The organism is Pseudomonas sp. Lz4W, assembly GCF_000346225.2.
GTDB classification, from domain to species: Bacteria; Pseudomonadota; Gammaproteobacteria; order Pseudomonadales; family Pseudomonadaceae; genus Aquipseudomonas; species Aquipseudomonas paraversuta.
Window position 1 is genome coordinate 1,085,466 of sequence record NZ_CP017432.1, and the last position, 25,269, is coordinate 1,110,734.

A 25,269-nucleotide genomic window follows, 5' to 3' on the forward strand; every position below is an offset into this window, starting at 1 on the left:
AGGGTTCGTAAAACAAAACCCACTGCTCGCGCAGTGGGCTTCGTTGTCAGATCAGGAACCGGGACTTACTGAGGGCTAACCTCTGTTTTAGGTTTGCCGAAGTGCCATTCGTAGACCACGAACTTGAAGTTCTTCAGGTCGCCTTTGTCATCAAAGCTCAGGTCGCCCATCGGGGTCTTGAATGTCCCGTCATGGATGGCTTTGGCCACTTTTGCAGTGTCTTCGCTTTTGGCTTGTTCAATACCCTGGGCAATGACTTCAACTGCGGTGTAGGCAGGGAATACAAACGGACCGGTCGGGTCTTTTTTGTCTGCGACGAACTTCGCTACCAGTGCCTTGTTTTCAGGCTGTTGGTCGAATGCTTGTGGCAGGGTCACCAGCAAACCTTCGGAAGCGCCCTGGGCGATTTGCGAGATGGAGTCGTTACCCACGCCTTCCGGGCCCATGAACTTGGCGTTCAGGCCTTTTTCCTTGGCCTGGCGCAGGATCAGGCCCAGCTCAGGGTGGTAGCCGCCGTAGTAAACGAAGTCGACATTGGCTTGCTTGAGCTTGGCAATGACCGCCGCGAAGTCTTTATCGCCAGCGTTGACGCCTTCAAAGACTGCGACTTTGACGCCTTTGTTTTCCAGAGTCTGTTTGACCGCGGTGGCGATACCTTCACCGTACTGCTGCTTGTCGTGCAGCACAGCGACGACTTTCGGTTTGACGTGATCGGCGATGTAGTTACCGGCCGCAGGGCCTTGAGCGCTGTCCAGACCGATGGTGCGGAAGATGTTCTTGTAACCACGGGCGGTGATTTCCGGCGCGGTGGCGGCGGGGGTAATCATGATGATGCCTTCGTCTTCGTAGATGTCCGAAGGAGGCTGGGTGGAGCTGGAGCACAGGTGACCGACTACAAACTTGACGCCGTCGTTGACGATTTTGTTGGCTACTGCAACGGCTTGTTTTGGATCGCAGGCGTCGTCGTATTCCTTGGCTTCAAGCAGGAGCTTTTTGCCGTCGACGTCAACTCCGCCTTTGGCGTTGATGTCTGCAATAGCCTGTTTGGCGCCAGTGAACTGCATGTCGCCATACTGAGTAACAGGGCCTGTTTTAGGACCCGCAATACCGATCTTGATGGTGTCTGCTGCAAACGAATGGCTGGCAACCCCGGCCAAAACCATCGCGGCAAACAATTTGGTAATTTGCTTAGTAGCCATCTCTATTGGTGCTCCACTCTTCTGTTGTAATTTTTATAGTCCTGGAAGCCAAGGCAGCCGGACCGGGTCTTTTCTAGCGAAATTCCCGGCCAATCCCCCCTGCAACTGTACCGGTACAGTGTAGAGCGCCGGTTTAGCGCTTGAATAGCGTGTATCCGAGGGAAAAAGCAGGAAATGTCGCTTAAACGAAAGAAAGAGACAGAATGGCGGCGGAATATGCTGATGTTTTTTATCTGAATGTTGCCAGATCAGCCTTGCCGTCCTTAGCCCTTACTCTTTCTTGGCGTCTCCACCTTTATTCGGGTTTTTCTACCCGGTGAGCGGCGCTATCATTACGCCGATTTTTTACCAGGTGAAACCCATGAACCAAGAACCTAGCACCCTCTATGCCAAGCTGCTTGGCGAGACCTCAACTATTGAATGGGATGCCTTGCAGCCGTTCTTCGCCAAAGGCGATCTGTTGTGGGTTGATCCTGCACTGGACCTGATCGAAGCGGCGCAGGCCGTGACTCAGGATGATGCAGAGAAAGTGGCCGCCTGGATGGCGTCCGGAGTGCTTGGAAAGATGACCGAAGCGCAGGCGCTAGACGTTCTTGAGCGTAACCCGCAGTTGTGGGCAGTGGTGGTTTCCCCCTGGGTTATGGTCCAGGAAAGGGCAGAGAAATAATATAAAGCACCAAGTTAGAGCGTTTTTTGCCGTAGGCATTTCAGGTCGTGAGTGTGTAGGGCAGTAACTGGTTTCGCCGTAGTGGCCAGTTGCCGTAGAGAAACGCCACAGTCCCGACTGTGGCGTTTTTTTGTGCCTGCCAGATGGCTTCGGGCTTACTGGCTCGAGAGTTGAAAGGCTGTGTGCCCGGGCTCGGCCAGGGAGCGTTTATTCAGTTCATCGAGCAACTCATGCAGAGCCTCAAAAGGTACCGGGCGGCTTAGCAGAAAGCCCTGGACATAGTCGCAGCCGTATTGCCTGAGGAACTCGAATTGCTGATTGGTTTCAACGCCTTCGGTGACCACCTGCAAGTGCAGGGTGTGGGCCATGACGATAATGGCCTGGACGATTTCCATGTCCTGGCTGGAGGCCGGGATTTCCTGAATGAATGAACGGTCAATTTTTAACGTGTTCAGAGGCAGGCGCTTTAAATAGGCGAGGGAGGAATACCCGGTGCCGAAGTCATCAATCGACAGTGACACGCCGAGGGCGCGAATCTGCCGAAGCAGTTGCGAGGTGCTGTTGATATTTCCCATCAAGGCGTTTTCTGTGACTTCCAGCTCCAGTCGATGGGGGGCTATGCCGGATGTTCGCAGGGCATTTTCAATCTCGTCGGCCAGCTCTACCCGTACCAGATTCAGTGCCGAGCAATTAACCGCGACCCCCAGTTGCTGCCAGCCCATGCGTGATAGGGCAGCCAGGTCCTGACAGGCCTTGCGCAACACCCAGTGGTCCAGTTCGGCGATCAGACCGTTGGCTTCGGCAATGCTGATGAAACGGTCCGGGGCGAGCAAGCCATGCTCAGGGTGCTGCCAGCGCACCAGGGCCTCGAGTTTGGCGACACGGCCTGTCTTAAGGTCAAAGATGGGTTGGTAATGCACCAGTAATCCGCTGCCATCGATCAGTGCATTGCGCAGTTCTTCTTCTATCTGCAGTTCCAGCGACGCGCGGGCTTTCAGGTTCGAGCTGAAGAAGGTCAGGCTATTGCGACCATTGCCTTTGGACTGGTAGAGCGCCAGATCTGCGTGTTTGAGCAACTCGGTACTGGTGGTGCCGTCATCCGGAAACACACTGATGCCGATGCTGGTGGTCATCACCATGCGTCTGCCGGCCAACTCGATGGGCTCTTTGAGTTTAAGCATGATGCGCTGGGCCATGCTTTGAGCTTCATCGCGGTGGTTGAGGCTGACTAAAATGCAGAATTCATCGCCGCCAAAACGCGCGACCACATCATCATGGCTGCGGGTGGCACTTTTGATTTGGGTGGCGATGGTCTTGAGCAACTGGTCCCCGGCATCATGGCCCAGGCTGTCGTTGATGCGCTTGAAGTGATCAATGTCGAGAAACATCACCGCCAGCTTGCCGTTGTGTGCCGTGCGCTCGATCAGCTTTTCGGCAAAAATCTGGTTGAACCCGCGCCGGTTGATCAGATTGGTCAGCGGGTCGTAAAGCGCCACCTGCTGCAAGGACACGCGGGCGAGGTCAAGTTGGCTGAGCAGGGCGTTGACCCGTTTCAGGTCATGCTCTTTGTGCTGCAGTTTCTTGTCGACCAAGGCTGCGCTGATGCTGCAGCCAATCAGCAACAAGCTGATCAGGGCCACCATCAAGGCCAGTTGCCAGTGGTTGTTTTCAATGAATGCCTGACCGGTGTCGCCAGAAGGCGAGTAGGTGTGCATCGCCCACATGCCGATGAAGTGCACGCTGAGCAGGGCTGCTCCGGCAGCGAGGCTGATGGCGTATTTGAAAAGCTGATGGGGCAAACCGCTGGTGGAGAGCAGGCAAGAGGTCATCAGCAGCGCGCCATAGCTTGCTGCGACGGCCGTGAACAAGGAGAGAGCGATCAGCTGCGGTTGATAATGGGTCAGGTTGTTGGAGTGCATGGCTGACATGCCGACATAGTGCATGCAGCAAACAGCCACCCCAAAAACCAGCGCCGCCAGCTGTAGCCGGGCACGACTGGGGGCAGGGCTATTGAGGATTTGCATGGCGATGAGGGTGCCAATCCATGCAATGAACAGCGAGACGCTGGTGATGCCAAGGTCGTAGTGGGTTTCGGACCGGGATTCAAATGCCAGCATGCTGATGAAATGCATGGCCCAAATACCGCCTGCCAGGCAGCTGGCGCCAAGCCATCGCCACACGGTTTTTGCCATGGTTTTTTCGCTGTTGGTAGTACGTTCCACCATGTGCAGCACAGCTAAAGCAGCCGCACAGGCCACCAGATAGGCGAGAAATACCAGATAAGGGTTATGGCTGCTGTAAAGCAGTTGTTGCCCGTTATCCATGTGCGGACCAAAAAACTGCAAGTCCAGCCATTCCATAGCGTGCCTCGGCACTGATTGCAGATTTGCTAGTCGTCAGGCGCTAGCTCGGTCTCAAGTATAGAGGCTGGAATTTTGGCTGCAGCAATGATGGCAAGATGATGTCTATCATTATGTTATGAGAATTAGGATCGCTATTCCTCTTAGCGCTAAGGCGGCAAGGGGCAAGCCTCGCGCTGTTGATCACGAGGCTTGAAGCCTGCTGCGTGAGCAGGTTGGGCTCCTGCTCAGGGGGAATCAATAAACCCGCTTGCCTTGCGCAAGCGGGTTTTCAATCAGCCTGCGACCAATACGCGAATGGCTTCAAGACGCAGGGCGGCTTTCTCAAGCATGGCCAGGCTTTGTTCCCGTTGCTTGCGCAAGGCAACCAGTTCGCTGTCACGCACGCTCGGGTTAACCGCTTGCAATGCTGTCAGGCGTGCCAACTCTTCTTCAGTATCGGCGGCCAGGCGACGCTGTGCTTCGGCAACACGTTCTGCGTGGCGTGGCGCGATCTTGGCTTCACCGGCGTTGATCTTCGGCGTGAGGTTGTCACGCTGGGCCTGAATGAACTTGTTGGCGCTGGCACGGGGCACGCTTTCCAGTTGTTCGTTCAAGGTTTCGAAGGCCACGCGTGATGACAGGTCATTGCCGTTGGCGTCCAGCAGGCAGCGCAGAGCGGCAGGTGGCAGGTAACGGCCCAGCTGCAGCGAGCGCGGGGCAACCACTTCGCTGACGTAAATCAGTTCAAGCAGTACGGTTCCGGGCTTGAGAGCCTTGTTTTTGATCAGTGCGACAGCGGTGTTGCCCATCGAACCGGACAATACGAGGTCCATGCCGCCCTGCACCATCGGGTGTTCCCAGGTGATGAACTGCATGTCTTCGCGCGACAGGGCCTGGTTGCGGTCGTAGGTGATGGTCACGCCTTCGTCGTCGCCAAGGGGGAAGCTGGCGTCGAGCATTTTTTCGCTTGGCTTGAGGATCAGGGCGTTTTCCGAGTGGTCTTCACTGTCGATGCCAAAGGCGTTGAACAGGGTTTCCATGTAGATCGGCAGGGTGAATTGATCGTCTTGTTCAAGGATCGCTTCAACCAGCGCTTCGCCTTCGCCCGAGCCGCCGGAGTTCAACTCCAGCAGGCGGTCGCGACCGGTGTGCAGTTCTTGCTCCAGACGCTCGCGTTCGGCGCGGGCTTCGTCGATCAATGCCTGCCACTCTTCATCGTCAGCAGCTTCAAGCAACGGCAGCAGGCGCGGGCCAAACGTGTGTTGCAGTGCGTTGCCGGTAGGGCAGGTATTGAGGAAGGCGTTCAGCGCTTCGTGGTACCACTGGAACAGGCGCTGTTGCGGGCTGGTCTCAAGGTACGGCACGTGGACTTCGATAATGTGTTTCTGGCCGATCCGGTCCAGACGACCAATTCGTTGTTCCAGCAGGTCCGGGTGGGACGGCAGATCGAACAGCACCAAATGATGAGCAAACTGGAAGTTACGACCTTCACTGCCGATTTCCGAGCAGATCAGTACCTGGGCGCCGAACTCCTCGTCTGCGAAGTAGGCCGCTGCGCGGTCGCGCTCAAGAATGTTCATGCCTTCGTGGAAGACCGTTGCAGGGATGCCGGAGCGCACGCGCAGGGCGTCTTCCAGATCCATTGCGGTCTCGGCGTGGGCACAGATCACCAGCACTTTTGTGCGTTTGAGCATCTTCAGCGTGTCGGTGAGCCACTCGACCCGAGGGTCAAAGCGCCACCAGCGTTCTTCTTCACTGGCGTCCGGCTGGGACTGGAAGCTGACTTCGGGGTAGAGCTCGGCATGTTCGCCCAGCGGCAGTTCCAGGTATTCGTCCGGGCATGGCAGCGGATAAGCATGCAGCTTGCGCTCCGGGAAGCCCTGAATGGCTGCGCGGGTGTTACGGAACAGGACGCGGCCGGTGCCGTGACGGTCGAGCAGTTCGCGTACCAGACGTGCGCTGGCTTCGGCATCGCCATCGTTAACGGCGGCCAGCAAGGTATCACCCTCGGCGCCGAGGAAGCCGTGAATGGTTTTGTGGGCCTCAGGCGACAGGCGGCCTTTGTCCAGCAGCTCCTGCACGGCCTGGGCGACCGGGCGATAGTTCTCGCTCTCGGCACGGAAGGCGGCCAGATCGTGGAAGCGGTTGGGGTCGAGCAGGCGCAAGCGGGCGAAGTGGCTGTCCTGGCCCAGTTGTTCCGGGGTAGCGGTCAGCAGCAATACGCCCGGGATCACTTCTGCCAGTTGTTCAATCAAGGCGTATTCCGGGCTGACCTGGTCTTCGTGCCACACCAGGTGATGGGCCTCGTCGACCACCAGCAAATCCCAGTCCGCTGCAAACAAAGCGTCTTGAGCCTTGGGGTCGTCGACCAGCCATTCCAGTGCAACCAGCGCCAGCTGGGTATCTTCAAACGGGTTGCTGGCATCGCTTTCGATGAAGCGCTCTTCGTCAAACAGCGCGACTTCAAGGTTGAAGCGCCGGCGCATCTCCACCAGCCATTGGTGCTGCAGGTTTTCCGGCACCACGATCAGCACGCGGCTGGCGCGGCCACTGAGCAGCTGGCGGTGGATGACCAGACCGGCTTCGATGGTTTTACCCAGGCCTACTTCGTCAGCCAGCAGGACCCTTGGTGCTATCCGGTCGGCAACTTCGCGGGCGATGTGCAACTGGTGGGCAATAGGTTGTGCACGCACACCGCCCAGGCCCCACAGTGGCGACTGCAACTGGCGGCTGGTGTGTTCAAGGGTGTGATAACGCAGGGAGAACCAGGACAGCGGATCGATCTGGCCGGCGAACAAGCGGTCGCTGGCCAGACGGAACTGGATGAAGTTCGACAGTTGGGTTTCTGGCAGGGTAACAGGCTCGTTTTGCTCGTTGAGCCCGTGATAGACCATCAGCCCGTCGACATCGTCGACTTCGCGCACGGTCATCTTCCAGCCTTCGAAGTGGATGATGGTGTCACCCGGCGAGAACCGTACGCGCGTGAGCGGTGCGTTGCGCAGCGAATATTGGCGGGTTTCGCCAGTGGCCGGATAGAGCACGGTCAACAAGCGACCGTCCTGTGCCAGAACGGTGCCTAAACCTAGCTCTGCTTCGCTGTCACTAATCCAGCGTTGCCCCGGTTGATACTGCTGCGCCATGCTGCCTGACTCCCGCTTCGAAAAAGCCGAGTATATTAACGGATCAGGGGCCTCAGTCCAAAGGACTCTCATAAAAAGCTGTTCGGCTTTACTTGGGCCGGTAGCGGTTTTCGATGAGTGGCTCACGTTGATCGAGCATCAGGAATAGGAGAACAATCGCCATGTTGCCGCCCATCCTGCCTCTGAGTGTAGTCCCCGTGACGTCTCAACAAGATCCGGTGCGCCCACGGCCGGACATTCCACCGGTGGTGCCCGCCCAGGCAGCTGCGGGTGAAAGCGCGATCAACCTGAGCGATCATGACAGCGAGCAGGCCACGCTGTTGCTGCGCGAGGAGCAGCAGCGTCAACAGCAAAAGCGTCGCAGTGAAGCAGAGGAACAGGAGACTCAAAGCCCCTCTGATGCTGAAGATGCAGGGCCGCAATTGCCAGCGGTCGATGGCACACAGCGCTTGGGTTTGTGGGTTGATATAAAGGTCTGAGGCGATTTTTTCTGGTCAGGGGTGGCGCGGCGTCGCATTATTGGCCCATTGCCTGAGACCTTTGCGGTCTGCGGTGCACCGACTCAAACACTGACAGTGACCTGATTGCGCTATGAGCCAAGACAACAAGCTGGTCGACCTGGGTGCCGAACGCGCCAAACGGGTGCACGACCTTAAAGAAAAGAAGCTGAATGAAGTACGGCAAGCCTTCGAGCAAGCAATGCCGTTGGCAAAACCCGCAAAAAAGCCGAAGAAAAAACCTAAAAAGCGCTGAACAGCGGCGTTTTAGATGATCTGTGTCAAATATCCCGTCCAAGTCCCTGTCGCCGTGGATCACTATTGATCCTGGTCAAGTTCTGCGCCTGCGCGTCTGGTTAATCTAGCTGCAACACACAACAGACCCGCAGGAGGCCGTCATGTTTCTCGATAATGTGGTTATCGCTGGAGTATTTACCGTCGGCCTCATGGTCTTGTTTTTCGCGGGACTGGGCATTTTTATCTGGAAAGACTCCCGCAAGCGCAAATAGCGCAGGTCTTTTCGGGGTATGAGCACGCAAGGCATTTTGGGCGACTTCGGTCGCCTATTTTTTTGCGTGGGTTTTTTGCCCGTACCCCAGGCATAAAAAAAGGTACGACCCGTGAGGGGCGTACCTTTTTTGTTCGACGCTAAATCAGGCGAGCATTTTCGATGCCAGCCAGAACAGCCCCGCAGACAGTGCGATGGTGGCCGGTAAGGTCAGCACCCACGCCATCAGGATGGTTTTGATCGTACTGCTTTGCAGGCCGCTCTTGTTGGCGACCATGGTGCCGGCAACACCCGATGACAGGATGTGTGTCGTCGATACCGGCAGGGCGAAGACATTGGCCAGGCCAATGGCAAAGGCCGTGGTGATCTGGGCCGCCATGCCTTGTGCATAGGTCATGCCTTGCTTGCCGATCTTCTCGCCGATGGTTTTCACCACGCGCTTCCAGCCAACCATGGTGCCCAGCCCGAGAGCCAGAGCAACTGCCAGAATCACCCAGAATGGCGCGTATTCAGTGGTGGCGGTCAGATCTTTGCGCAGTTTTTCGAGGTCCGCTTTTTCACGGGCTTCAAGTGCTGGCAATTTGCTGACTTTCTTCGCGGTGTCGTCCAGGCAAAGCAGGTAGCGACGGATCTCGATACGCTTTTCAGACGGGAGCGAGTGGTAGTCTGCTACGCCTTTCAGCGAGCTCAGTAGCGCGGCGATGGTCGGCTCGGTTTGCTGCGGGTTGCAGCTGAACTGATCCGGCAAGTCGTCTTTTACGCTTTTGCCCAGTGCCAGGAACTCGCTCAGGGAGGCGTTGTTACGCTGATAGAACTGGCTCAGGTGCAGGGTTGCATCGCGAGTCCGCTCGATCTGATAGGTGGTGCTGTTGAGGTCCAGAACGAACGCACTTGGCACGATGCCGATCAGAACCAGCATGATCAGGCCGATGCCTTTCTGGCCATCGTTGGAGCCGTGAACGAAACTCACCGCCATGGCCGAGATCACCAGAACCAGACGGTTCCAGAACGGCGGATGCTTTTTGTCGTCCAGTTTGCGGCGTTGCTCCGGGGTCTTGTGCATCTTGGAGTTAGGACGCCACCACTTGAGACCAACCAGCAACAGTCCCGCAATCACGAATCCGGCCATTGGCGAGAACACCAGCGAGGCGCCAATGTCGATGGCCTTCTGCCAGTTAACACCTTCACTCACCGGAATTCCGTTGATCAGGGCATTGGCCAGGCCGACACCGAGGATAGAGCCGATCAGGGTGTGTGAACTCGACGCGGGAATCCCGAAATACCAGGTTCCCAGGTTCCAGGTGATGGCAGCGGCAAGCAGCGAGAACACCATGGCCAGGCCATGTCCGGTGTTTACATTGACCAGGAGCTCTACCGGAAGCAGGTGGACGATGGCATATGCCACACCGACCCCGCCCAGCAGAACGCCGAGAAAATTGAACACACCGGAAAAGAACACCGCCAGATGAGGCGGCATGGCTTTGGTGTAGATGACTGTTGCTACCGCATTCGCGGTGTCATGAAAGCCGTTTATGAACTCAAATGCGAGAACAAAGGCTAGGGCGAAGAAGAGGCTGATAAGAACCCAGGCGTCCAATCCGCTTAATAGATCGATCATGAAGGTTTTCTGACACGGTCATAAAGGGGTGCGGATTATGCCAGAAAACCCCGCTAATCGATGCACTAGCTGTCCGTTGGTAACATCTATAAATGAAAAAACCAGTGAGGGCTATTCCCGGCAGAGAACCTGAACTCCTCTCCAAGCCGCTGATATCAAAGGCTGTACGCGTTCTTGCGGGGCTGATACCTGCCCTTGTGAAGGCTACGACTGAAGGATGAAATTTCTTCAATCCGGCCCGTGAGAAGGGGTAGTTTCAGCCTCGGCGTCACAAACCACTGCAATGCGCGCGTGAATGGCCAGTCGTCAGGGACCTCCAGCCGCGCTCAATAGCTGCATTCAGGCCAAAGGTTCAGGGTTCCTCTGGCTTGAGCTCTTGTTCAATTTTTTGAATTTCCTGGGAGAATGCCTGATCCAGCAGGCTGGCCCGTTTGCGCCAGGGTTTGCGCTCCGGTTCTGGCTGGGCAGCGTAGATAGTCACTTCGCCACCGTAAACATCCTTGTAACGTTGCTCCTGACGCTCAAGTTCTGCGCGCAGTTCGTCTTTCGTCACAGTATTACCTAATTGAGTTGAGATTAAATCCGGTGAACCATCGTGTACGAGAGGGCGTTCGATTTAACGTGTGTGCTCGCCTTGTGCACGGCCTGTAAGCAATGACAAGGTTAAACAAGCCGTTCTTTGCACGCCGCATGTCATCAACTAAAAATGCAGATCGCCACGGTAAGTGTTCACCCTCGAGGGGGACAACATGCAGTGCACTTGAATGTTAAGCCGCGGGGCTTGTTGAATTCACTCGGCGACTTGGATCCAATAACTGAGGGTGCTTGATTCTGTGCACTCACTTACTTAGGAAGCATGCTGGCCCAAGTAATGTTGCTACTATCGCCCAATAACTTCGGGCGCGTCAACTTTCGGGTGATCGGCGAGTCACGGCACTAAAGGCTTAACTAGATATGATACGAACCTTATCTATTAGTTGAGGGGGCGGGGAGTTGGCTGCACAAGTTTCAAGTCGGCGCCCGGGTTTAATCTGTGCGCTTTATACAGACGGTTTCTATCTGTGTCGGGCGCTTGGCACATGAAATGTGAAAGGGCTGGTTTTTTAATAAAGACCGCAGGCGTTGATTAAGTGCGCTGATTGAAGATCATCGATCGGCATGTAAATGATCCCTCCATTACCCGCGCGGGCAAAGGCAGGGCAATGCCGAGTCGATTGCGATTATCGCCCGACAGTTCGATAATCGCCCTCTGTTGTGTGGGTCAAACGCGTTCTGCGGGTTGGACAGGTGGTTAATAACAATAAATTCAAGCAGGGGGATTGAAGATGAATGATGTATTGCGCAATGCCGCTACCTGTATCGCGCCTCCGATTGTGGCGTCGCCCGCCAAGCGTATCCAGGCGTTCACCGGCGATCCCGATTTTATGGCGTCATTGGCCCGGGGGCTGGCGGTGGTGCAGGCCTTTCAGGAGCGCAAGCGCCATCTGACCATTGCCCAGATCAGCCATCGCACCGAGATTCCACGGGCCGCAGTGCGCCGCTGCCTGTACACCCTGATCAAGCTCGGTTATGCCACTACTGATGGCCGTACTTATTCGTTACTGCCCAAAGTACTGACTCTCGGTCATGCCTACCTGTCATCGACACCTTTGGCGGTGTCGGCCCAGCCGTATCTGGACCGTATGAGCGAGCAGCTGCATGAGGCCTGCAACATGGCGACCCTCGAGGGTGACGACATTCTGTACATTGCCCGTTCGGCTACCACTCAGCGCCTGATTTCGGTAGATCTTTCCGTGGGCGGGCGGTTGCCGGCGTATTGCACCTCCATGGGCCGCATCCTCCTGGCGGCACTGGATGATGTGACATTGCACGAGTACCTGGCCCATGCTGAGTTTCAGGCCAAGACCAGCCGTACTCTGCATACGCCCGAAGCGTTGCTTGAGTGTTTGCAGCAGGTGCGGGAACAAGGCTGGTGTGTGGTTGATCAAGAACTGGAGCAGGGCCTGCGTTCCATTGCAGTTCCGGTATATGACGCTTCCGGGCAAGTGCTCGCAGCCTTGAACGTCAGTACCCATGCCGCAAGAGTGAGCCGTACCGAACTGGAGCAGCGCTTTCTGCCGATCATGCTGAGCTCCAGTCGCGACCTGAGTGCCCAGCTGTTCAGCTGAGGTGGGCGCACTAAGCGTTCGATAAACGCACAGTTAAGCGTTTATCGAATTGCATGCCGGCGGCGGGCTGATTATTGTCCGGGAGCGCCCTGGAATGCAGTCTGCCCAAGCATTCAACCAGGGTTCGCCCACTATAATAAAGAAGAGGCCGAACGCCATGAACACCCCCCACTTCCTGATCTGGAAGCAGTCTTCGACGGTCCTCCCAAGACCGGTTTGACATCCTCTTTTAGGTTTCTTGTGTGAGCAGCCGCTCCTTGGCAGGCTTTCGTTCACCTGCGTTTTCCCGGAATAAAAATAATGAATTCGTCTCAGTCTGCAGCAGGAAACTGCCTTGATGTGCAGTCCTTTATCAATACTCAGCCGCTCTCGCGTTACCAGTGGCGAGTAGTCATTCTGTGTTTTCTGATTGTCTTTCTGGATGGTCTGGACACCGCAGCCATGGGCTTCATCGCTCCGGCCCTGTCGCAGGACTGGGGGATAGACCGCGCCAGCCTTGGCCCGGTCATGAGCGCGGCGCTGATAGGCATGGTATTCGGAGCCTTGGGTTCGGGGCCGCTGGCTGACCGTTTCGGGCGAAAAGTGGTGCTGGTGGGGGCCGTGCTGGTGTTTGGCGGGTTTAGCCTGGCCTCGGCCTACAGCACTAATGTCGATCAACTTCTGGTCTTGCGCTTTTTAACCGGCCTGGGCCTTGGCGCCGGGATGCCGAACGCCACCACCTTGCTGTCTGAGTACACACCGGAGCGCCACAAGTCGCTGTTGGTGACCAGCATGTTCTGCGGTTTCAATCTGGGCATGGCAGGCGGAGGTTTCATCTCGGCCAAATTGATCCCGATGTACGGCTGGCACAGCCTGTTGCTGATCGGCGGGATCTTGCCGTTGCTGCTGACATTGGTTCTGGTGGTGTGGCTGCCGGAATCTGCGCGTTTTCTGGTGGTACGCAATCGAAGTATTGAGCTGATTCGTAAAACCCTGGCACCCATTGCTCCGGCCATTGTTGCCGGCGCCACCCGCTTCAGCGTGCCCGAGCAGCAGACCGTCAAGGCGCGCAATGTATTTGCCGTGATCTTCTCCGGGACCTATAGCGCCGGCACCTTGTTGCTGTGGCTCACCTACTTCATGGGGCTGGTGATTGTGTATCTGCTCACCAGCTGGCTGCCGACCCTGATGCGTGACAGCGGGGCCAGCATGGAGCAGGCCGCGTTTATTGGTGCGCTTTTCCAGTTCGGCGGAGTCTTGAGTGCCGTGGGTGTGGGATGGGCGATGGATCGATTCAATCCGCACAAGGTAATAGGTGTGTTCTACCTGCTGGCTGGGGTGTTTGCCTACGCAGTAGGGCAGAGCCTGGGCAATATCACGATCCTGGCCACTCTGGTTCTGGTGGCCGGTATGTGTGTAAACGGCGCGCAATCTGCGATGCCGTCCCTGGCGGCGCGTTTTTACCCGACCCAAGGGCGGGCCACGGGCGTTTCGTGGATGCTCGGGATTGGTCGCTTCGGCGCCATTCTGGGGGCCTGGATGGGCGCAACCCTGCTGGGCTTGGGCTGGAACTTCGAGCAAGTGCTGACGGCGCTGGTGATTCCGGCAGCTCTGGCGACCACCGCGGTACTGATCAAAGGCATGGTCAGTCACGCCGATGCAACCTGATTGCGGGTTGATTAGTCAGCAAGCTAACTATGTGTTCGATTAGCGCACACATAGTCGATTATCGGATTGTTCAGGTTGAGTCGGCGGCTTAACCTGCCAGACATCATTTCGTTGCACTACGCCGTCAAGCATGTAATTGCCGCTCACCGCGGGCCGCTCGATGTTGAACTCAGCGGCTTGCGTGACCGCGCCTACAGCGCTGGCCCGTGGCCAACACCAGGAGAAGCCTGATGCGTGAAGTTTTTATCTGTGATGCGATTCGCACCCCCATTGGCCGTTTTGGCGCAGGTCTGGCCGCAGTGCGTGCCGATGATCTGGCGGCAGTGCCGATCAAGGCGCTGATCGAGCGTAATCCCGGGGTTAACTGGAACGAAGTTGATGAAGTATTTTTCGGTTGTGCCAACCAGGCCGGCGAAGACAATCGCAACGTGGCACGCATGGCTGCTCTGCTGGCCGGGCTGCCGGAAACCATTCCGGGCGTGACCCTTAACCGGCTGTGTGCCTCGGGTATGGATGCCATTGGTACAGCCTTCCGGGCGATTGCCAGCGGCGAGATGGAGCTGGCGATTGCTGGCGGCGTCGAGTCGATGTCCCGCGCGCCCTTTGTGATGGGCAAGGCGGACGCTGCCTTCTCGCGCAACATGAAGCTCGAAGACACCACCATCGGCTGGCGTTTTATCAACCCGCTGATGAAAGCTCAGTACGGTGTCGACCCGATGCCGCAAACCGCCGATAACGTTGCCGATGACTATCACATCTCCCGCGCCGATCAGGACGCCTTCGCCCTGCGCAGCCAGCAACGCACAGCCGCAGCCCGGGCTGCCGGCTACTTTGCTGAAGAGATAGTGCCGGTGCGTGTTGCGCACAAAAAGGGTGAAACCGTCGTTGAACACGATGAGCATCCGCGCGCCGATACCACCCTTGAAACCTTGAGCAAGCTCAAGCCGGTCAATGGTCCGGACAAAACCGTGACTGCCGGCAATGCTTCAGGGGTGAACGATGGCGCCGCGGCACTGATTCTGGCCTCGGCTGATGCCGTCAAACGTCACGGCCTGACCGCCCGTGCCCGGGTACTGGGCATGGCCAGCGCCGCAGTGGCACCGCGGGTAATGGGTATCGGTCCGGTACCTGCAGTGCGCAAGCTGGTTGAACGCCTGGGCCTGGCCGTCAGCGATTTTGACGTGATTGAACTCAATGAAGCCTTCGCCAGCCAGGGCCTGGCGGTTCTGCGCGAGCTGGGGCTGGCGGACGATGCGCCACAGGTCAATCCCAATGGCGGAGCAATTGCCCTGGGCCATCCGTTGGGCATGAGCGGTGCGCGAATTGTACTGACCGCATTGCATCATCTTGAAAAAACCGGTGGCAAAAAAGGGCTTGCCACCATGTGTGTCGGTGTCGGGCAAGGTCTGGCACTGGCCATCGAGCGGGTTTGACAGTCAGGCATTGAACACAGGGCCGAACCACTGTCTCAGTCGTTCGGCTTACTTGTGGTTGCGGTGATAGTTGTTGCAAGGTATGTCTAACTGCAACTAAACCTGATGAGTAAAAAACATGACAACAGAAGCTCACTACACGGGAGAGGAACGTAGAAAAAGGATTTTTGCGATTGTCGGTGCCTCCTCCGGCAACCTGGTCGAATGGTTCGACTTCTACGTTTATGCCTTTTGCGCAATCTACTTCGCCCCGGCTTTTTTCCCCTCCGATGACCCGACCGTGCAGTTGCTCAACACTGCCGGCGTGTTTGCGGCAGGCTTTTTGATGCGTCCCATCGGTGGTTGGCTGTTTGGCCGGGTTGCCGACAAGCACGGGCGCAAGAACTCGATGATGATTGCGGTACTGATGATGTGCGCCGGCTCGCTGGTGATCACCTTCATGCCGACCTATGACACGATCGGTGCTTGGGCTCCGGCTTTGTTGCTGGTGGCCCGACTCTTTCAGGGCTTGTCAGTGGGCGGGGAGTACGGCACCACCGCCACTTACATGAGTGAAGTGGCGCCCAAGGGCGAGCGCGGTTTTTTCGCCTCCTTCCAGTACGTGACCCTGATCGGCGGGCAACTGCTGGCAGTGTTGGTAGTGGTCGTGCTTCAGCAACTGCTGTCAGAGGACGAACTGCGGGCCTGGGGCTGGCGCATTCCGTTCTTCATTGGCGCCGTGGCGGCGCTGATTTCGCTATTGCTGCGTCGTACCCTTAAAGAAACCACGAGCGAGGAGTCGCGCAAGAACAAGGACGCCGGGAGCGTTGGCGCTTTGTTTCGTGATCACAAAGCGGCATTTATTACCGTGCTGGGCTACACCGCCGGTGGCTCGCTGATTTTCTACACCTTCACCACTTATATGCAGAAATTCCTGGTGAACACAGCCGGCATGCAAGTCAAAACTGCCAGCTACATCATGACCGGCGCGCTGTTCTTTTATATGTGCATGCAGCCGCTGTTTGGCATGCTGGCCGACAGAATCGGTCGGCGTAACTCGATGTTGTGGTTCGGTGCGCTGGGTACCTTGTGCACGGTACCGATTTTGCTGACATTGAAAACCATCACCAGTCCATTTCTGGCCTTTGTGCTGATTACCCTGGCCCTGGCTATCGTCAGTTTTTACACATCCATCAGCGGGTTGGTGAAAGCTGAAATGTTCCCTCCGCACATCCGCGCGCTGGGTGTCGGTATGGCCTATGCCGTGGCCAACGCCCTGTTTGGCGGTACGGCCGAGGTGCTGGCTTTCGCGCTGAAAGCCAAAGGTATGGAAAACACCTTCTACTGGTATGTGACAGTCATGATGGCTATCGCCTTCCTGTTCAGCTTGCGTCTGCCGAGGCAGCCCAAGTATCTGCACCACGATCTGTGATGTACCGCGCGCGTCCATAACCGGCGCGCGCCTTCAAAGGAAGGCTTATGAGTGACCGAAGGAGCAATCAACTGTTCGATGCCTACTTCACGGCCAAGTCCATGGGTGAGGTGTTTTCTGATCATGGCCGGGTGCAGGCCATGCTCGACTTTGAGGCGGCGCTGGCCCGGGCGCAGGCGCGGGTTGGCCTGATCCCCCAGGCAGCCGTTGCGCCGATTGACCGGGCGTGTTGCGCTGAACTGTATGACTTTGCGGCGTTGGGCCAGGCGATCGCCAGCGCCGGCAACTCGGCAATTCCATTGGTCAAGGCGCTGGGCAAACAGATTGCCAGCGCCGCACCTGAGGCCGAGCGTTATGTGCATCTGGGTGCCACCAGCCAGGATGTGATGGACAGTGGCCTGGTGCTGCAATTGCGCTCAGCCCTGGGCTTGATTGAGCAGGATCTGGCGCAATTGGGAGCCGTGCTTGCGCAACAGGCTTTGCGCTATGCGACCACGCCTCTGGCGGGTCGAACCTGGTTGCAGCAGGCGACTCCGGTCACCCTCGGCATGAAAATCGCTGGCTGGCTGGGTGCGGTTACTCGCAGCCGTCAGCGCCTCAAGGAATTAAAGCCGCGCTTGCTGTGCCTGCAATTTGGCGGTGCTTCGGGAACCCTGGCCGCCTTGGGCGATCAGGCGATGCCGGTGGCGCAGGCGTTGGCCGAGGAACTGGGGCTGAGCCTGCCGGATCAGCCGTGGCACACCCAGCGTGATCGGCTGGTGGAGTTTGGCGCGGTACTGGGGTTGATTGCCGGCAGCCTGGGTAAGGTGGGGCGTGATCTCAGCTTGCTGATGCAGACCGAAGCAGGGGAGGTGTTTGAGCCCGCGGCACCGGGCAAGGGCGGCTCTTCGACCATGCCGCACAAGCGCAACCCCGTGGGCTCGGCGGTGTTGATCAGCGCCGCCACCCGGGTTCCGGGCTTGCTGAGTACCTTGTTCAGCGCCATGCCCCAGGAGCACGAACGTAGCCTGGGCTTGTGGCACGCCGAATGGGAAACCCTGCCCGAGATTTGCTGTTTGGTCTCGGGGGCACTGGTGCAGGCGTTGAATATTGCCCAGGGACTGGAAGTGGATGCCGAACGCATGCTGCACAACCTTGATTTGACCCATGGGCTGGTGCTGGCCGAAGCGGTCAGTATCGTGCTGGCACAGAGGGTAGGGCGTGAAACCGCGCACCATCTGCTGGAGCAATGCTGCAAGCGTGCGGTGGCCGAGCAGCGTCATCTGCGCTCAGTGCTGGACGACGAGCCGCAAATAAGCGCGCAGTTGAGCGCACAAGATCTGGATCGCTTGCTTGATCCGGCCAATTACCTCGGCCAGGCGGTGACATGGGTGGAGCGTGCCCGGGCTGAACATTTTGCATTGACGCCATAAAAGGAGAAGTTCGTGGGACCTATACAAGAAGGTGAACTGAACTACCGGCTTGACGGCCCGCAAGGCGCGCCGGTGCTGGTTCTATCTAACTCGCTGGGCACCGACCTGGGGATGTGGGACGCGCAAATCCCGGCGTTTACCGAGCATTTTCAGGTGCTGCGTTATGACACCCGTGGTCATGGCCAGTCACTGGTCAGCGAGGGCCCCTACAGTATTGAACAGCTGGGGCGTGACGTACTGGCGCTGCTGGATGCGCTGCATATCGAGCGTGCGCACTTTTGCGGGCTGTCGATGGGCGGGTTGATTGGTCAGTGGCTGGGCATCCATGCCGGCGAGCGCCTGAACAAGCTGGTGGTGTGCAACACCGCGGCCAAAATAGGCGAGCCGTCGGTGTGGAACCCGCGAATCGAAATGGTACTGCGCGACGGTCCTGCGGCGATGGCCGGTCTGCGCGATGCCTCGATTGCCCGCTGGTTCACCGCCGATTACGCCCAGGCACATCCCGAGCAGGTCAAGCGCATCACCGACATGCTGGCTGCGACCTCGCCCCAAGGCTACGCCGCCAACTGTGCAGCGGTTCGCGATGCTGATTTTCGTGATCAACTGGCGGCCATCAAGGTGCCTACCCTGGTTATTGCCGGTACCGAGGACGCAGTAACGCCGCCTTCCGGCAGTCACTTTATTCAAGAACAGGTAGCGGGCGCCCAGTACGCCGAGTTCCATGCCGCGCACCTGTCCAACGTGCAGGCGGGTGATGCCTTCAGCCAAAGAGTGCTGGCCTTCCTGTCAGCCGTTTAAGGAGCTGTTTTGTGGACGAGAAACAACGTTACGACGCAGGTCTGAGCGTACGCCGTGAAGTGCTGGGTGATGCCCATGTCGATCGCAGCCTCAATGCCCTGACCGAGTTCAATAGCGAATTTCAGGAAATGATCACCCGCCACGCCTGGGGTGATATCTGGACCCGCCCCGGCCTGACGCGTCACACCCGTAGCCTGATCACTATTGCGATGCTGATCGGCATGAACCGCAGCGAAGAGCTCAAATTGCATTTGCGTGCGGCGGCCAGTAACGGCGTGACCCGTGCCGAGATCAAGGAAGTGCTGATGCAGAGCGCTATCTATTGCGGTATCCCGGCGGCCAATGCCACCTTCCATCTGGCGGAGTCAGTGTGGGACGAGCTGGGAGTCGAATCGCGGGAATAGCAGCGCCTTCCTGCATTTCTGCAGGAGCGAGCTTGCTCGCGAGCTTTTAACAGCTCGCGAGCAAGCTCGTTCCTACAGGGGCAGCACTACTCAGAAACAACAAACCCGCCAATTGGCGGGTTTGTTGTTTAACCAGAGTGCATCAGGCCTTCGGTGGCTGATCCGAAACAGGCCGGTTTTGCCCGGTTTGTTCGAACCAGCCGCCACCCAGAGCCTTGTACAGCGTGACTTCACTGGTCAGCTGTGACAGGCGGTCGGTGATCAACGATTGCTGCGCGCTGAACAATGAACGCTGGGCATCGAGGAAGGTCAGGTTGCTGTCGATGCCAATCCGGTAGCGACGCTCAGCCAACCGGTAGTAATCCTGGTTGGCGTTCACGAAGTCGGTTTGTGCCTGCAACTGCTGGTTGTAGGTCTGACGTGCTGCCAGGCCGTCAGAGACTTCCTGGAAGGCCGTCTGGATGGTTTTTTCGTACTGTGAAACGGTGATTTCTTTCTGGATTTTCGAGTAGTCCAGGCTGGCGCGCAAAGCCCCTGCGTTAAAGATCGGCAGGTTGATTTGCGGCGAGAACAACCAGGTACCCGAACCGCCTTTGAACAGGCCCGACAGATCCGGACTCAAGGTCCCGGCATTGGCCGTGAGGCTGATGCTCGGGAAGAACGCTGCACGCGCCGCGCCGATGTTGGCGTTGGCGGCCAACAGCTTGTGCTCGGCCTCGAGGATGTCCGGGCGACGTTGCAGCAGGTCGGATGGCAGGCCGGCCGGTACTTCGCTCAACAGATCAGCTGCCAGTGGCTGGCTGGCCGGCAAGTTGTCCGGGATGGTGGTGCCGAGCAGCAGCGCGAGGCTGTTCTGATCCTGAGCGACCTGGCGGGTGTAGCGCGCCAGTTGCACCCGGGCATTCTCGACCGAGGTGCGCGACTGACTGACATCCAGTGCAGAGGCAACCCCTACTTCATTGCTGCGCAGGGTGAGCTTGTAGCTCTGATCGAACGCCTTGAGGGTGTCTTCGGTCAGCTTCAGCAGCTCTTTGTCAGCCTGCCAGGTCAGGTAGGCATTGGCGACACTGGCCACCAGACTGATCTGGGTGGTGCGTCGGGCTTCTTCGGTTGCAAAGTAGTTCTGCAACGCCTGGTCGCTCAGGCTGCGTATCCGGCCGAACAGGTCCAGCTCGTACGCGCTGACCCCGAGGGTCGCCGAATACTGGCTGGTGATACCGGCTTCGCCGGTTTGCGACAGGTTCGCCGGGGTCCGTTGACGGCTGCCGCTGCCATTGGCGCTAACCGCCGGAAACAGGTCGGCACGCTGGATACGGTACTGCGCGGCATACGCGTCGATGTTCAACGCGGCGACCCGAAGGTCGCGGTTGTTGACCAGGGCCGTTTGAATCAGCTGCTGCAGGGCCGGGTCATGGAAAAACTGACGCCAGCCTTGTTCTGCAGCGGCCTGGTTGGCCGCCTCGTTTGGCGAGTAGGCCGGGCCCTGCGGGTATTGCGCCGCTACCGGCGCCTCAGGGCGCTGGTAGTCCGGGATCAGCGAGCAGCCGCCCAGGGTAAATGCGGCGACAGCGAGGGCTAGAAGGGACTTGCTCATTGGCCAGCCTCGTTGTTTGGTGTTTTAGTCAGGTCCACTTTCTTCTCGGAATCTTTTTTGCTGCCAAAGGACGATACGGCGACAAAGAACAGCGGCACCCAGAACACGGCCAGTACTGTGGCGGTGATCATGCCACCGATTACGCCGGTACCAATAGCGTGCTGGCTGCCCGAGCCTGCGCCCGTGGAGATGGCCAGCGGGATCACACCCAGGACAAACGCCAGCGAGGTCATGATGATTGGCCGCAGACGCATGCGGCAGGCCTCAATGGCCGCCTCGGTCAGTGTTCGTCCCTGTTCATGCAGTTCCTTGGCAAACTCGACGATCAGAATGGCGTTTTTCGATGCCAGACCGATGGTCGTCAGCAGGCCTACCTGGAAGTACACGTCGTTGGACAACCCCCGCAGGCTGGTAGCCATAAGTGCACCGATAATCCCCAGCGGAACAACCAGCATTACCGCAATCGGGATCGACCAGCTTTCATACAGGGCTGCAAGGCACAGGAATACCATCAGCAAGGAAATTGCGTACAAGGCAGGTGCTTGCGAACCTGACAGACGTTCCTCGTAAGACAGACCTGTCCAGGAAATACCTACACCGGGCGGCAGCTTCTTGGCCAGGGCTTCGACTTCAGCCATGGCTTGACCGCTACTGTAGCCCGGGGCCGGAGCACCGAGTATTTCCATTGCTTCCACGCCGTTATAACGCGACAGCTTGGGCGGACCGTAGATCCATTCGCCCTTGGCGAAGGCCGAGAAAGGCACCATGGTTCCCTGGTCGTTGCGCACATACCACTTCTTCAGGTCTTCGGGGTTCATCCGCGAGTCAGCTTCGCCTTGCAGGAATACCTTCTTGACCCGACCGTGGTCGATGAAGTCGTTGACATAACTAGCACCCAGACCGATGGACAGGGTGTTGTTGATGTCCGAAAGACTCAGGCCCAGGGCGCGAGCGGCTTCATCGTCGATCAGCAGTTTGTATTGCGGCTCATCGTTCAAGCCGTTTGGACGCACACCGGCCAGAATCTTGCTTTGAGATGCCATGCCCAGGAACTGGTTGCGGGCCTCCATCAGCTTCTCGTGACCGATACCGGAACGGTCTTGCAGGTAAACGTCAAAACCTGTGGCGTTACCCAGCTCCATTACAGCTGGCGGGGCAAAGGCGAAGACCATTGCATCGCGGTAGCTGGAGAACACTTTCTGCGCCCGTGCGGCCAGCGCAAACACGCTGTTGTCCGCATCTCGTTCGCCCCATGGCTTGAGCATGATGAACGCCAGACCAGAGCTCTGGCCACGGCCGGCAAAGTTGAAGCCGTTCACGGTAAACACCGAAGACACAGCGCCCGATTCATCGGTCAGCAGGTATTCGCGCATCCGGTCTACCACCTGCTGAGTGCGCTCTGCAGTGGTGCCCGCGGGAGTTTGAACCTGTGCAAACAATACGCCCTGGTCTTCTTCCGGGAGGAAGGAGGTAGGGATACGGGTGAACAGGAACACCATACCAACCACAATCAGGACATAAGCCAGGAAGTACGGAGCCTTGTGACGCAGAATGCTGCCGACACCTTTCTCGTAGCGTTTCACGCCACTGTCGAAAGTACGGTTGAACCAGCCGAAGAAACCGCGCTTGTTCTCGCCGTGATCTCCCTTCTGGATCGGCTTGAGCATGGTGGCGCACAGGGCCGGGGTGAAGATCAGTGCAACCAGTACCGACAGGCCCATCGCCGAAACGATGGTGATCGAGAATTGGCGATAGATCACACCGGTGGAACCGCTGAAGAAGGCCATCGGCAGCAGTACCGCCGACAGTACCAGGGCAATACCCACCAGGGCGCCCTGGATCTGCTCCATGGATTTCTTGGTGGCTTCCTTGGGCGGTAGTCCTTCTTCGGACATTACCCGCTCAACGTTTTCAACTACCACAATCGCATCGTCCACCAGCAAGCCGATGGCCAATACCATGCCGAACATGGTCAGGGTGTTGATGCTGAAACCTGCAGCGGCCAGGATCCCGAAGGTACCCAGCAATACAACCGGTACTGTCATCGTGGTGATGATGGTGGCACGGAAGTTCTGCAGGAACAGGAACATCACCAGGAACACCAGGGCGACAGCTTCGACCAGGGTTTCGAGAACCCCTTCGATCGATGCCGAAACCACTGGCGTGGTGTCATACGGATAAACGACTTTCATGCCTTCCGGGAAGAAGGGTTCCAGACCGTTGATGGTTTCACGCAATGCCTTTGCCGTGTCCAGGGCGTTCGAACCCGGAGCCAGCTTGATCGCGATACCCGATGCCGGTTTGCCGTTGAATTGCGCGCTGACGCTGTAGTTTTCACCACCCAGGGCAACATCGGCGACATCGCTCAGGCGTACCTGGGAACCGTCGGTGTTGACCTTGAGCAGGATCTTCTTGAACTCATCTGCAGTCTGCAGACGGGTTTTACCGATGATGGTCGCGTTCAGCTCCTGACCTTTTACCGCAGGCAGGCCGCCCAGTTGCCCGGAGGACACCTGTACGTTCTGTGCGCTGATGGCCGATTTAACGTCCACCGGAGTCAGGTTGTACTTGTTCAGCTTGAGCGGGTCGAGCCAGATACGCATGGCGTACTGGGCACCGAACACCTGGAAGTCGCCCACACCTTCGGTACGGGAGATCGGGTCCTGCATGTTGGAAACGATGTAGTTGGACAGGTCGTCCTTGTTCATGCTGCCGTCTTCAGACACCACACCGATAACCATCAGGAAGTTTTTCACTGCCTTGGTTACACGGATACCTTGCTGCTGAACCTCTTGAGGCAGCAGGGGCGTTGCCAGGTTGAGCTTGTTCTGCACCTGAACCTGAGCGGTGTCAGGGTCGGTACCTTGCTCGAACGTAGCGGTGATGCTCATGCTGCCGTCGGAGTTGCTTTCCGAGGACACATAACGCAAGTGGTCAATACCGTTAAGCTGTTGCTCGATTACCTGAACCACGGTGTCCTGCACAGTTTGCGCCGAAGCGCCCGGGTAGGTCACAGCGATCGAAATGGCAGGCGGTGCAATGCTCGGGTACTGGTTGATCGGTAGTTTGAGGATCGATAGAGCCCCGACCAGCATGATCACCAGGGCAATTACCCAAGCGAAAATCGGACGGTCGATAAAAAATTTCGACATGGTTTACTCCCCTTTACTGCCTGCAGCTTTTTCTGTTGCCGGGGCAGATGCCGGGGTTTCGCCTTGTGGTTTTTCCATGATTTTCACTTCAGCACCAGGCTTGATGAATTGCAGACCGTCGACGATCAGGCGATCACCAGCGTTCAGGCCTTTTTCTACCAGCCAGTTGCTGCCCACGGTGCGCGAAGCTTGCAGCACGCGCAGTTCTACCTTGTTGTCCGGCCCAACGATCAAAGCTGTCGGTTGGCCCTTGAGGTTGTGGGTCACGCCGATTTGAGGCGCGAGAATCGCATCGCTGTTGATGCCAGCTTCCAGTTGCGCGTGGACAAACATGCCCGGCAACAGAGTGTCATCAGGGTTCGGGAACACCGCGCGCAGGGTTACGGAACCGGTGGTTTCGTCAACCGATACTTCGGTGAACTCAAGGCGACCTTCTTGCTGGTACTCACTGCCGTCCGGAAGGGTCAGCTTGACCTTGGCGGCGTTATCTCCGGCCCTCTTCAAGCGGCCACTGGCCAGATCGCGGCGCAGCTCGAGCATTTCGACCGAGGATTGGGTCACGTCAACATAGATCGGGTCCAGTTGGGTGATCACTGCCAATGCGTCTGCCTGGCCACTGGTCACCAGTGCGCCCTCAGTAAACAGCGAGCGTCCGATACGGCCGGACAGCGGTGCCAAAACCTTGGTGTAGCGCAGGTTGACCTGGGCGGTATTCAAAGTCGCTTCGGCTTCGAGGCGGGCGGACTCGGCGTTGTCGTATTCCTGACGGCTTACGGCTTGTTCTGCAACCAGCTGCTTGTAGCGCTCAGCCAGGGACTTGGCCGACTGCAAAGTGGCCTTGGCGCTCAGGACGTTGCTTTCGTAGATGGCTGGATCGATCTGATACAGCTGCTGGCCGACTTTAACGTCACTGCCTTCTTTGAACAGGCGCTTGAGAATAATCCCGTTCACCTGGGGGCGAACTTCTGCCGAGCGATAGGACGTAGTCCGGCCTGGCAGGTCATTGGTCAGGGTAAAAGGTTGGGTTTTCAGCGTCACGACGCCGACCTGAGGGATTTGTGGGGCAGGTGCCGCCTCTTCCTTTTTACATCCGCTGAGCAGCGAAGCTAGGGCGATGGCAGCAACCAGAGCGGTAACAGCTGGCTTGAATTGCATGAAAATCCTCGGGTCAGGCACGCGAAAGCGCACAAGAATAGTGGAAGGGTAAAGAAAGCTGTTCCGGGTGGATAAGTAGCTTGCTAAGGAATATACTTACATTCACGTCTGTTTGTAAATAGCG

At 57.7% G+C, this 25,269-nt stretch carries 19 protein-coding genes; 11 read left to right on the top strand and 8 right to left on the bottom strand.

The window, feature by feature from the left end:
• Positions 1 to 65 precede the first annotated feature (65 nt).
• A complete protein-coding gene (locus B195_RS05230) occupies positions 66 to 1,205 on the bottom strand; it encodes a branched-chain amino acid ABC transporter substrate-binding protein (protein WP_269465423.1) in 1,140 nt (379 codons plus the stop codon).
• Positions 1,206 to 1,560: 355 nt separating this feature from the next.
• Here B195_RS05230 and B195_RS05235 point away from each other — a divergent pair, with 355 nt between their 5' ends.
• Positions 1,561 to 1,866 carry a DUF2288 domain-containing protein gene (locus B195_RS05235; protein ID WP_003443105.1) on the top strand — a complete coding sequence of 102 codons (306 nt, stop codon included), beginning with the start codon at positions 1,561 to 1,563 and terminating at the stop codon, positions 1,864 to 1,866.
• A 155-nt stretch (positions 1,867 to 2,021) separates the two neighbouring features.
• Here the strand turns inward: B195_RS05235 and B195_RS05240 are convergent, their stop codons facing one another.
• Both B195_RS05240 and rapA read right to left on the bottom strand, forming a co-directional pair.
• Positions 2,022 to 4,226 (bottom strand): bifunctional diguanylate cyclase/phosphodiesterase, encoded by a 2,205-nt coding sequence (locus tag B195_RS05240; protein WP_003443103.1) that lies wholly within the window; start codon positions 4,224 to 4,226, stop codon positions 2,022 to 2,024.
• A gap of 275 nt (positions 4,227 to 4,501) precedes the next feature.
• Entirely contained in the window at positions 4,502 to 7,348 is a 2,847-nt protein-coding gene (gene rapA, locus B195_RS05245; protein WP_003443101.1) for an RNA polymerase-associated protein RapA, read from the bottom strand.
• A gap of 161 nt (positions 7,349 to 7,509) precedes the next feature.
• Here rapA and B195_RS05250 point away from each other — a divergent pair, with 161 nt between their 5' ends.
• From B195_RS05250 to ccoM, 3 genes are all read left to right on the top strand, one after another.
• Positions 7,510 to 7,827 (top strand): hypothetical protein, encoded by a 318-nt coding sequence (locus B195_RS05250; protein WP_003443100.1) that lies wholly within the window; start codon positions 7,510 to 7,512, stop codon positions 7,825 to 7,827.
• A gap of 112 nt (positions 7,828 to 7,939) precedes the next feature.
• A complete protein-coding gene (locus B195_RS22970; RefSeq protein WP_003443098.1) occupies positions 7,940 to 8,101 on the top strand; it encodes a hypothetical protein in 162 nt (53 codons plus the stop codon).
• A 142-nt stretch (positions 8,102 to 8,243) separates the two neighbouring features.
• A complete protein-coding gene (gene ccoM, locus B195_RS23185; protein WP_003443097.1) occupies positions 8,244 to 8,354 on the top strand; it encodes a cytochrome c oxidase subunit CcoM in 111 nt (36 codons plus the stop codon).
• Positions 8,355 to 8,498: 144 nt separating this feature from the next.
• On the opposite strand, the gene B195_RS05255 is transcribed toward ccoM, so the two are convergent.
• A complete protein-coding gene (locus B195_RS05255; RefSeq protein ID WP_003443096.1) occupies positions 8,499 to 9,971 on the bottom strand; it encodes an inorganic phosphate transporter in 1,473 nt (490 codons plus the stop codon).
• Between the two features lie 352 nt (positions 9,972 to 10,323).
• Complete coding sequence (locus B195_RS05260) at positions 10,324 to 10,524, bottom strand: hypothetical protein (protein ID WP_003443094.1); 201 nt, start codon at positions 10,522 to 10,524, stop codon at positions 10,324 to 10,326.
• 772 nt (positions 10,525 to 11,296) lie between these two features.
• On the opposite strand from B195_RS05260, the gene pcaR reads away from it, so the two are divergent.
• From pcaR to pcaC, 7 genes are all read left to right on the top strand, one after another.
• The gene (pcaR, locus tag B195_RS05265) at positions 11,297 to 12,139 is read left to right on the top strand and encodes a pca regulon transcriptional regulator PcaR (RefSeq protein ID WP_003443092.1); all 843 of its coding nucleotides are present in this window, start codon (positions 11,297 to 11,299) and stop codon (positions 12,137 to 12,139) included.
• 300 nt (positions 12,140 to 12,439) lie between these two features.
• Positions 12,440 to 13,786, top strand: a complete 1,347-nt coding sequence (locus B195_RS05270; RefSeq protein WP_003443090.1) for an MFS transporter — start codon at positions 12,440 to 12,442, stop codon at positions 13,784 to 13,786.
• A 227-nt stretch (positions 13,787 to 14,013) separates the two neighbouring features.
• On the top strand, positions 14,014 to 15,219 hold the full coding sequence (gene pcaF, locus B195_RS05275) for a 3-oxoadipyl-CoA thiolase (protein WP_191985176.1): 1,206 nt from the start codon (positions 14,014 to 14,016) through the stop codon (positions 15,217 to 15,219).
• A gap of 118 nt (positions 15,220 to 15,337) precedes the next feature.
• The gene (locus B195_RS05280; RefSeq protein ID WP_003443087.1) at positions 15,338 to 16,630 is read left to right on the top strand and encodes an MFS family transporter; all 1,293 of its coding nucleotides are present in this window, start codon (positions 15,338 to 15,340) and stop codon (positions 16,628 to 16,630) included.
• A gap of 47 nt (positions 16,631 to 16,677) precedes the next feature.
• Positions 16,678 to 18,042, top strand: a complete 1,365-nt coding sequence (locus B195_RS05285) for a 3-carboxy-cis,cis-muconate cycloisomerase (RefSeq protein WP_003443083.1) — start codon at positions 16,678 to 16,680, stop codon at positions 18,040 to 18,042.
• 12 nt (positions 18,043 to 18,054) lie between these two features.
• Positions 18,055 to 18,840, top strand: a complete 786-nt coding sequence (gene pcaD, locus B195_RS05290; RefSeq protein ID WP_003443079.1) for a 3-oxoadipate enol-lactonase — start codon at positions 18,055 to 18,057, stop codon at positions 18,838 to 18,840.
• Between the two features lie 11 nt (positions 18,841 to 18,851).
• Positions 18,852 to 19,244: a 4-carboxymuconolactone decarboxylase gene (gene pcaC / locus B195_RS05295; protein WP_003443064.1), complete on the top strand. Its 393-nt coding sequence runs from the start codon at positions 18,852 to 18,854 to the stop codon at positions 19,242 to 19,244.
• Positions 19,245 to 19,386: 142 nt separating this feature from the next.
• Here pcaC and adeC read toward each other — a convergent pair whose 3' ends face one another.
• From adeC to B195_RS05310, 3 genes are read right to left on the bottom strand one after another with little or no spacing between them, the layout of a single operon-like run.
• The gene (adeC, locus tag B195_RS05300; RefSeq protein WP_003443061.1) at positions 19,387 to 20,838 is read right to left on the bottom strand and encodes an AdeC/AdeK/OprM family multidrug efflux complex outer membrane factor; all 1,452 of its coding nucleotides are present in this window, start codon (positions 20,836 to 20,838) and stop codon (positions 19,387 to 19,389) included.
• Positions 20,835 to 23,990, bottom strand: coding sequence for an efflux RND transporter permease subunit (locus B195_RS05305; protein WP_003443058.1), 3,156 nt, complete (start codon positions 23,988 to 23,990; stop codon positions 20,835 to 20,837). The genes adeC and B195_RS05305 overlap by 4 nt, the downstream gene beginning before the upstream one ends.
• A 3-nt stretch (positions 23,991 to 23,993) precedes the next feature.
• On the bottom strand, positions 23,994 to 25,145 hold the full coding sequence (locus tag B195_RS05310) for an efflux RND transporter periplasmic adaptor subunit (protein WP_003443055.1): 1,152 nt from the start codon (positions 25,143 to 25,145) through the stop codon (positions 23,994 to 23,996).
• Positions 25,146 to 25,269: the final 124 nt, after the last annotated feature.

Bases quoted from the DNA above. Each gene is read 5' to 3' on its own strand.
- B195_RS05235 (WP_003443105.1), top strand. From the start codon at position 1,561: ATGAACCAAGAACCTAGCACCCTCTATGCCAAGCTGCTTGGCGAGACC.
- B195_RS05285 (WP_003443083.1), top strand. From the start codon at position 16,678: ATGAGTGACCGAAGGAGCAATCAACTGTTCGATGCCTACTTCACGGCC.
- pcaR (WP_003443092.1), top strand. From the start codon at position 11,297: ATGAATGATGTATTGCGCAATGCCGCTACCTGTATCGCGCCTCCGATT.
- B195_RS05305 (WP_003443058.1), bottom strand. From the start codon at position 23,990: ATGTCGAAATTTTTTATCGACCGTCCGATTTTCGCTTGGGTAATTGCC.
- B195_RS05250 (WP_003443100.1), top strand. From the start codon at position 7,510: ATGTTGCCGCCCATCCTGCCTCTGAGTGTAGTCCCCGTGACGTCTCAA.
- ccoM (WP_003443097.1), top strand. From the start codon at position 8,244: ATGTTTCTCGATAATGTGGTTATCGCTGGAGTATTTACCGTCGGCCTC.
- adeC (WP_003443061.1), bottom strand. From the start codon at position 20,838: ATGAGCAAGTCCCTTCTAGCCCTCGCTGTCGCCGCATTTACCCTGGGC.
- B195_RS22970 (WP_003443098.1), top strand. From the start codon at position 7,940: ATGAGCCAAGACAACAAGCTGGTCGACCTGGGTGCCGAACGCGCCAAA.
- B195_RS05255 (WP_003443096.1), bottom strand. From the start codon at position 9,971: ATGATCGATCTATTAAGCGGATTGGACGCCTGGGTTCTTATCAGCCTC.
- rapA (WP_003443101.1), bottom strand. From the start codon at position 7,348: ATGGCGCAGCAGTATCAACCGGGGCAACGCTGGATTAGTGACAGCGAA.
- B195_RS05310 (WP_003443055.1), bottom strand. From the start codon at position 25,145: ATGCAATTCAAGCCAGCTGTTACCGCTCTGGTTGCTGCCATCGCCCTA.
- B195_RS05270 (WP_003443090.1), top strand. From the start codon at position 12,440: ATGAATTCGTCTCAGTCTGCAGCAGGAAACTGCCTTGATGTGCAGTCC.
- B195_RS05280 (WP_003443087.1), top strand. From the start codon at position 15,338: ATGACAACAGAAGCTCACTACACGGGAGAGGAACGTAGAAAAAGGATT.
- B195_RS05240 (WP_003443103.1), bottom strand. From the start codon at position 4,226: ATGGAATGGCTGGACTTGCAGTTTTTTGGTCCGCACATGGATAACGGG.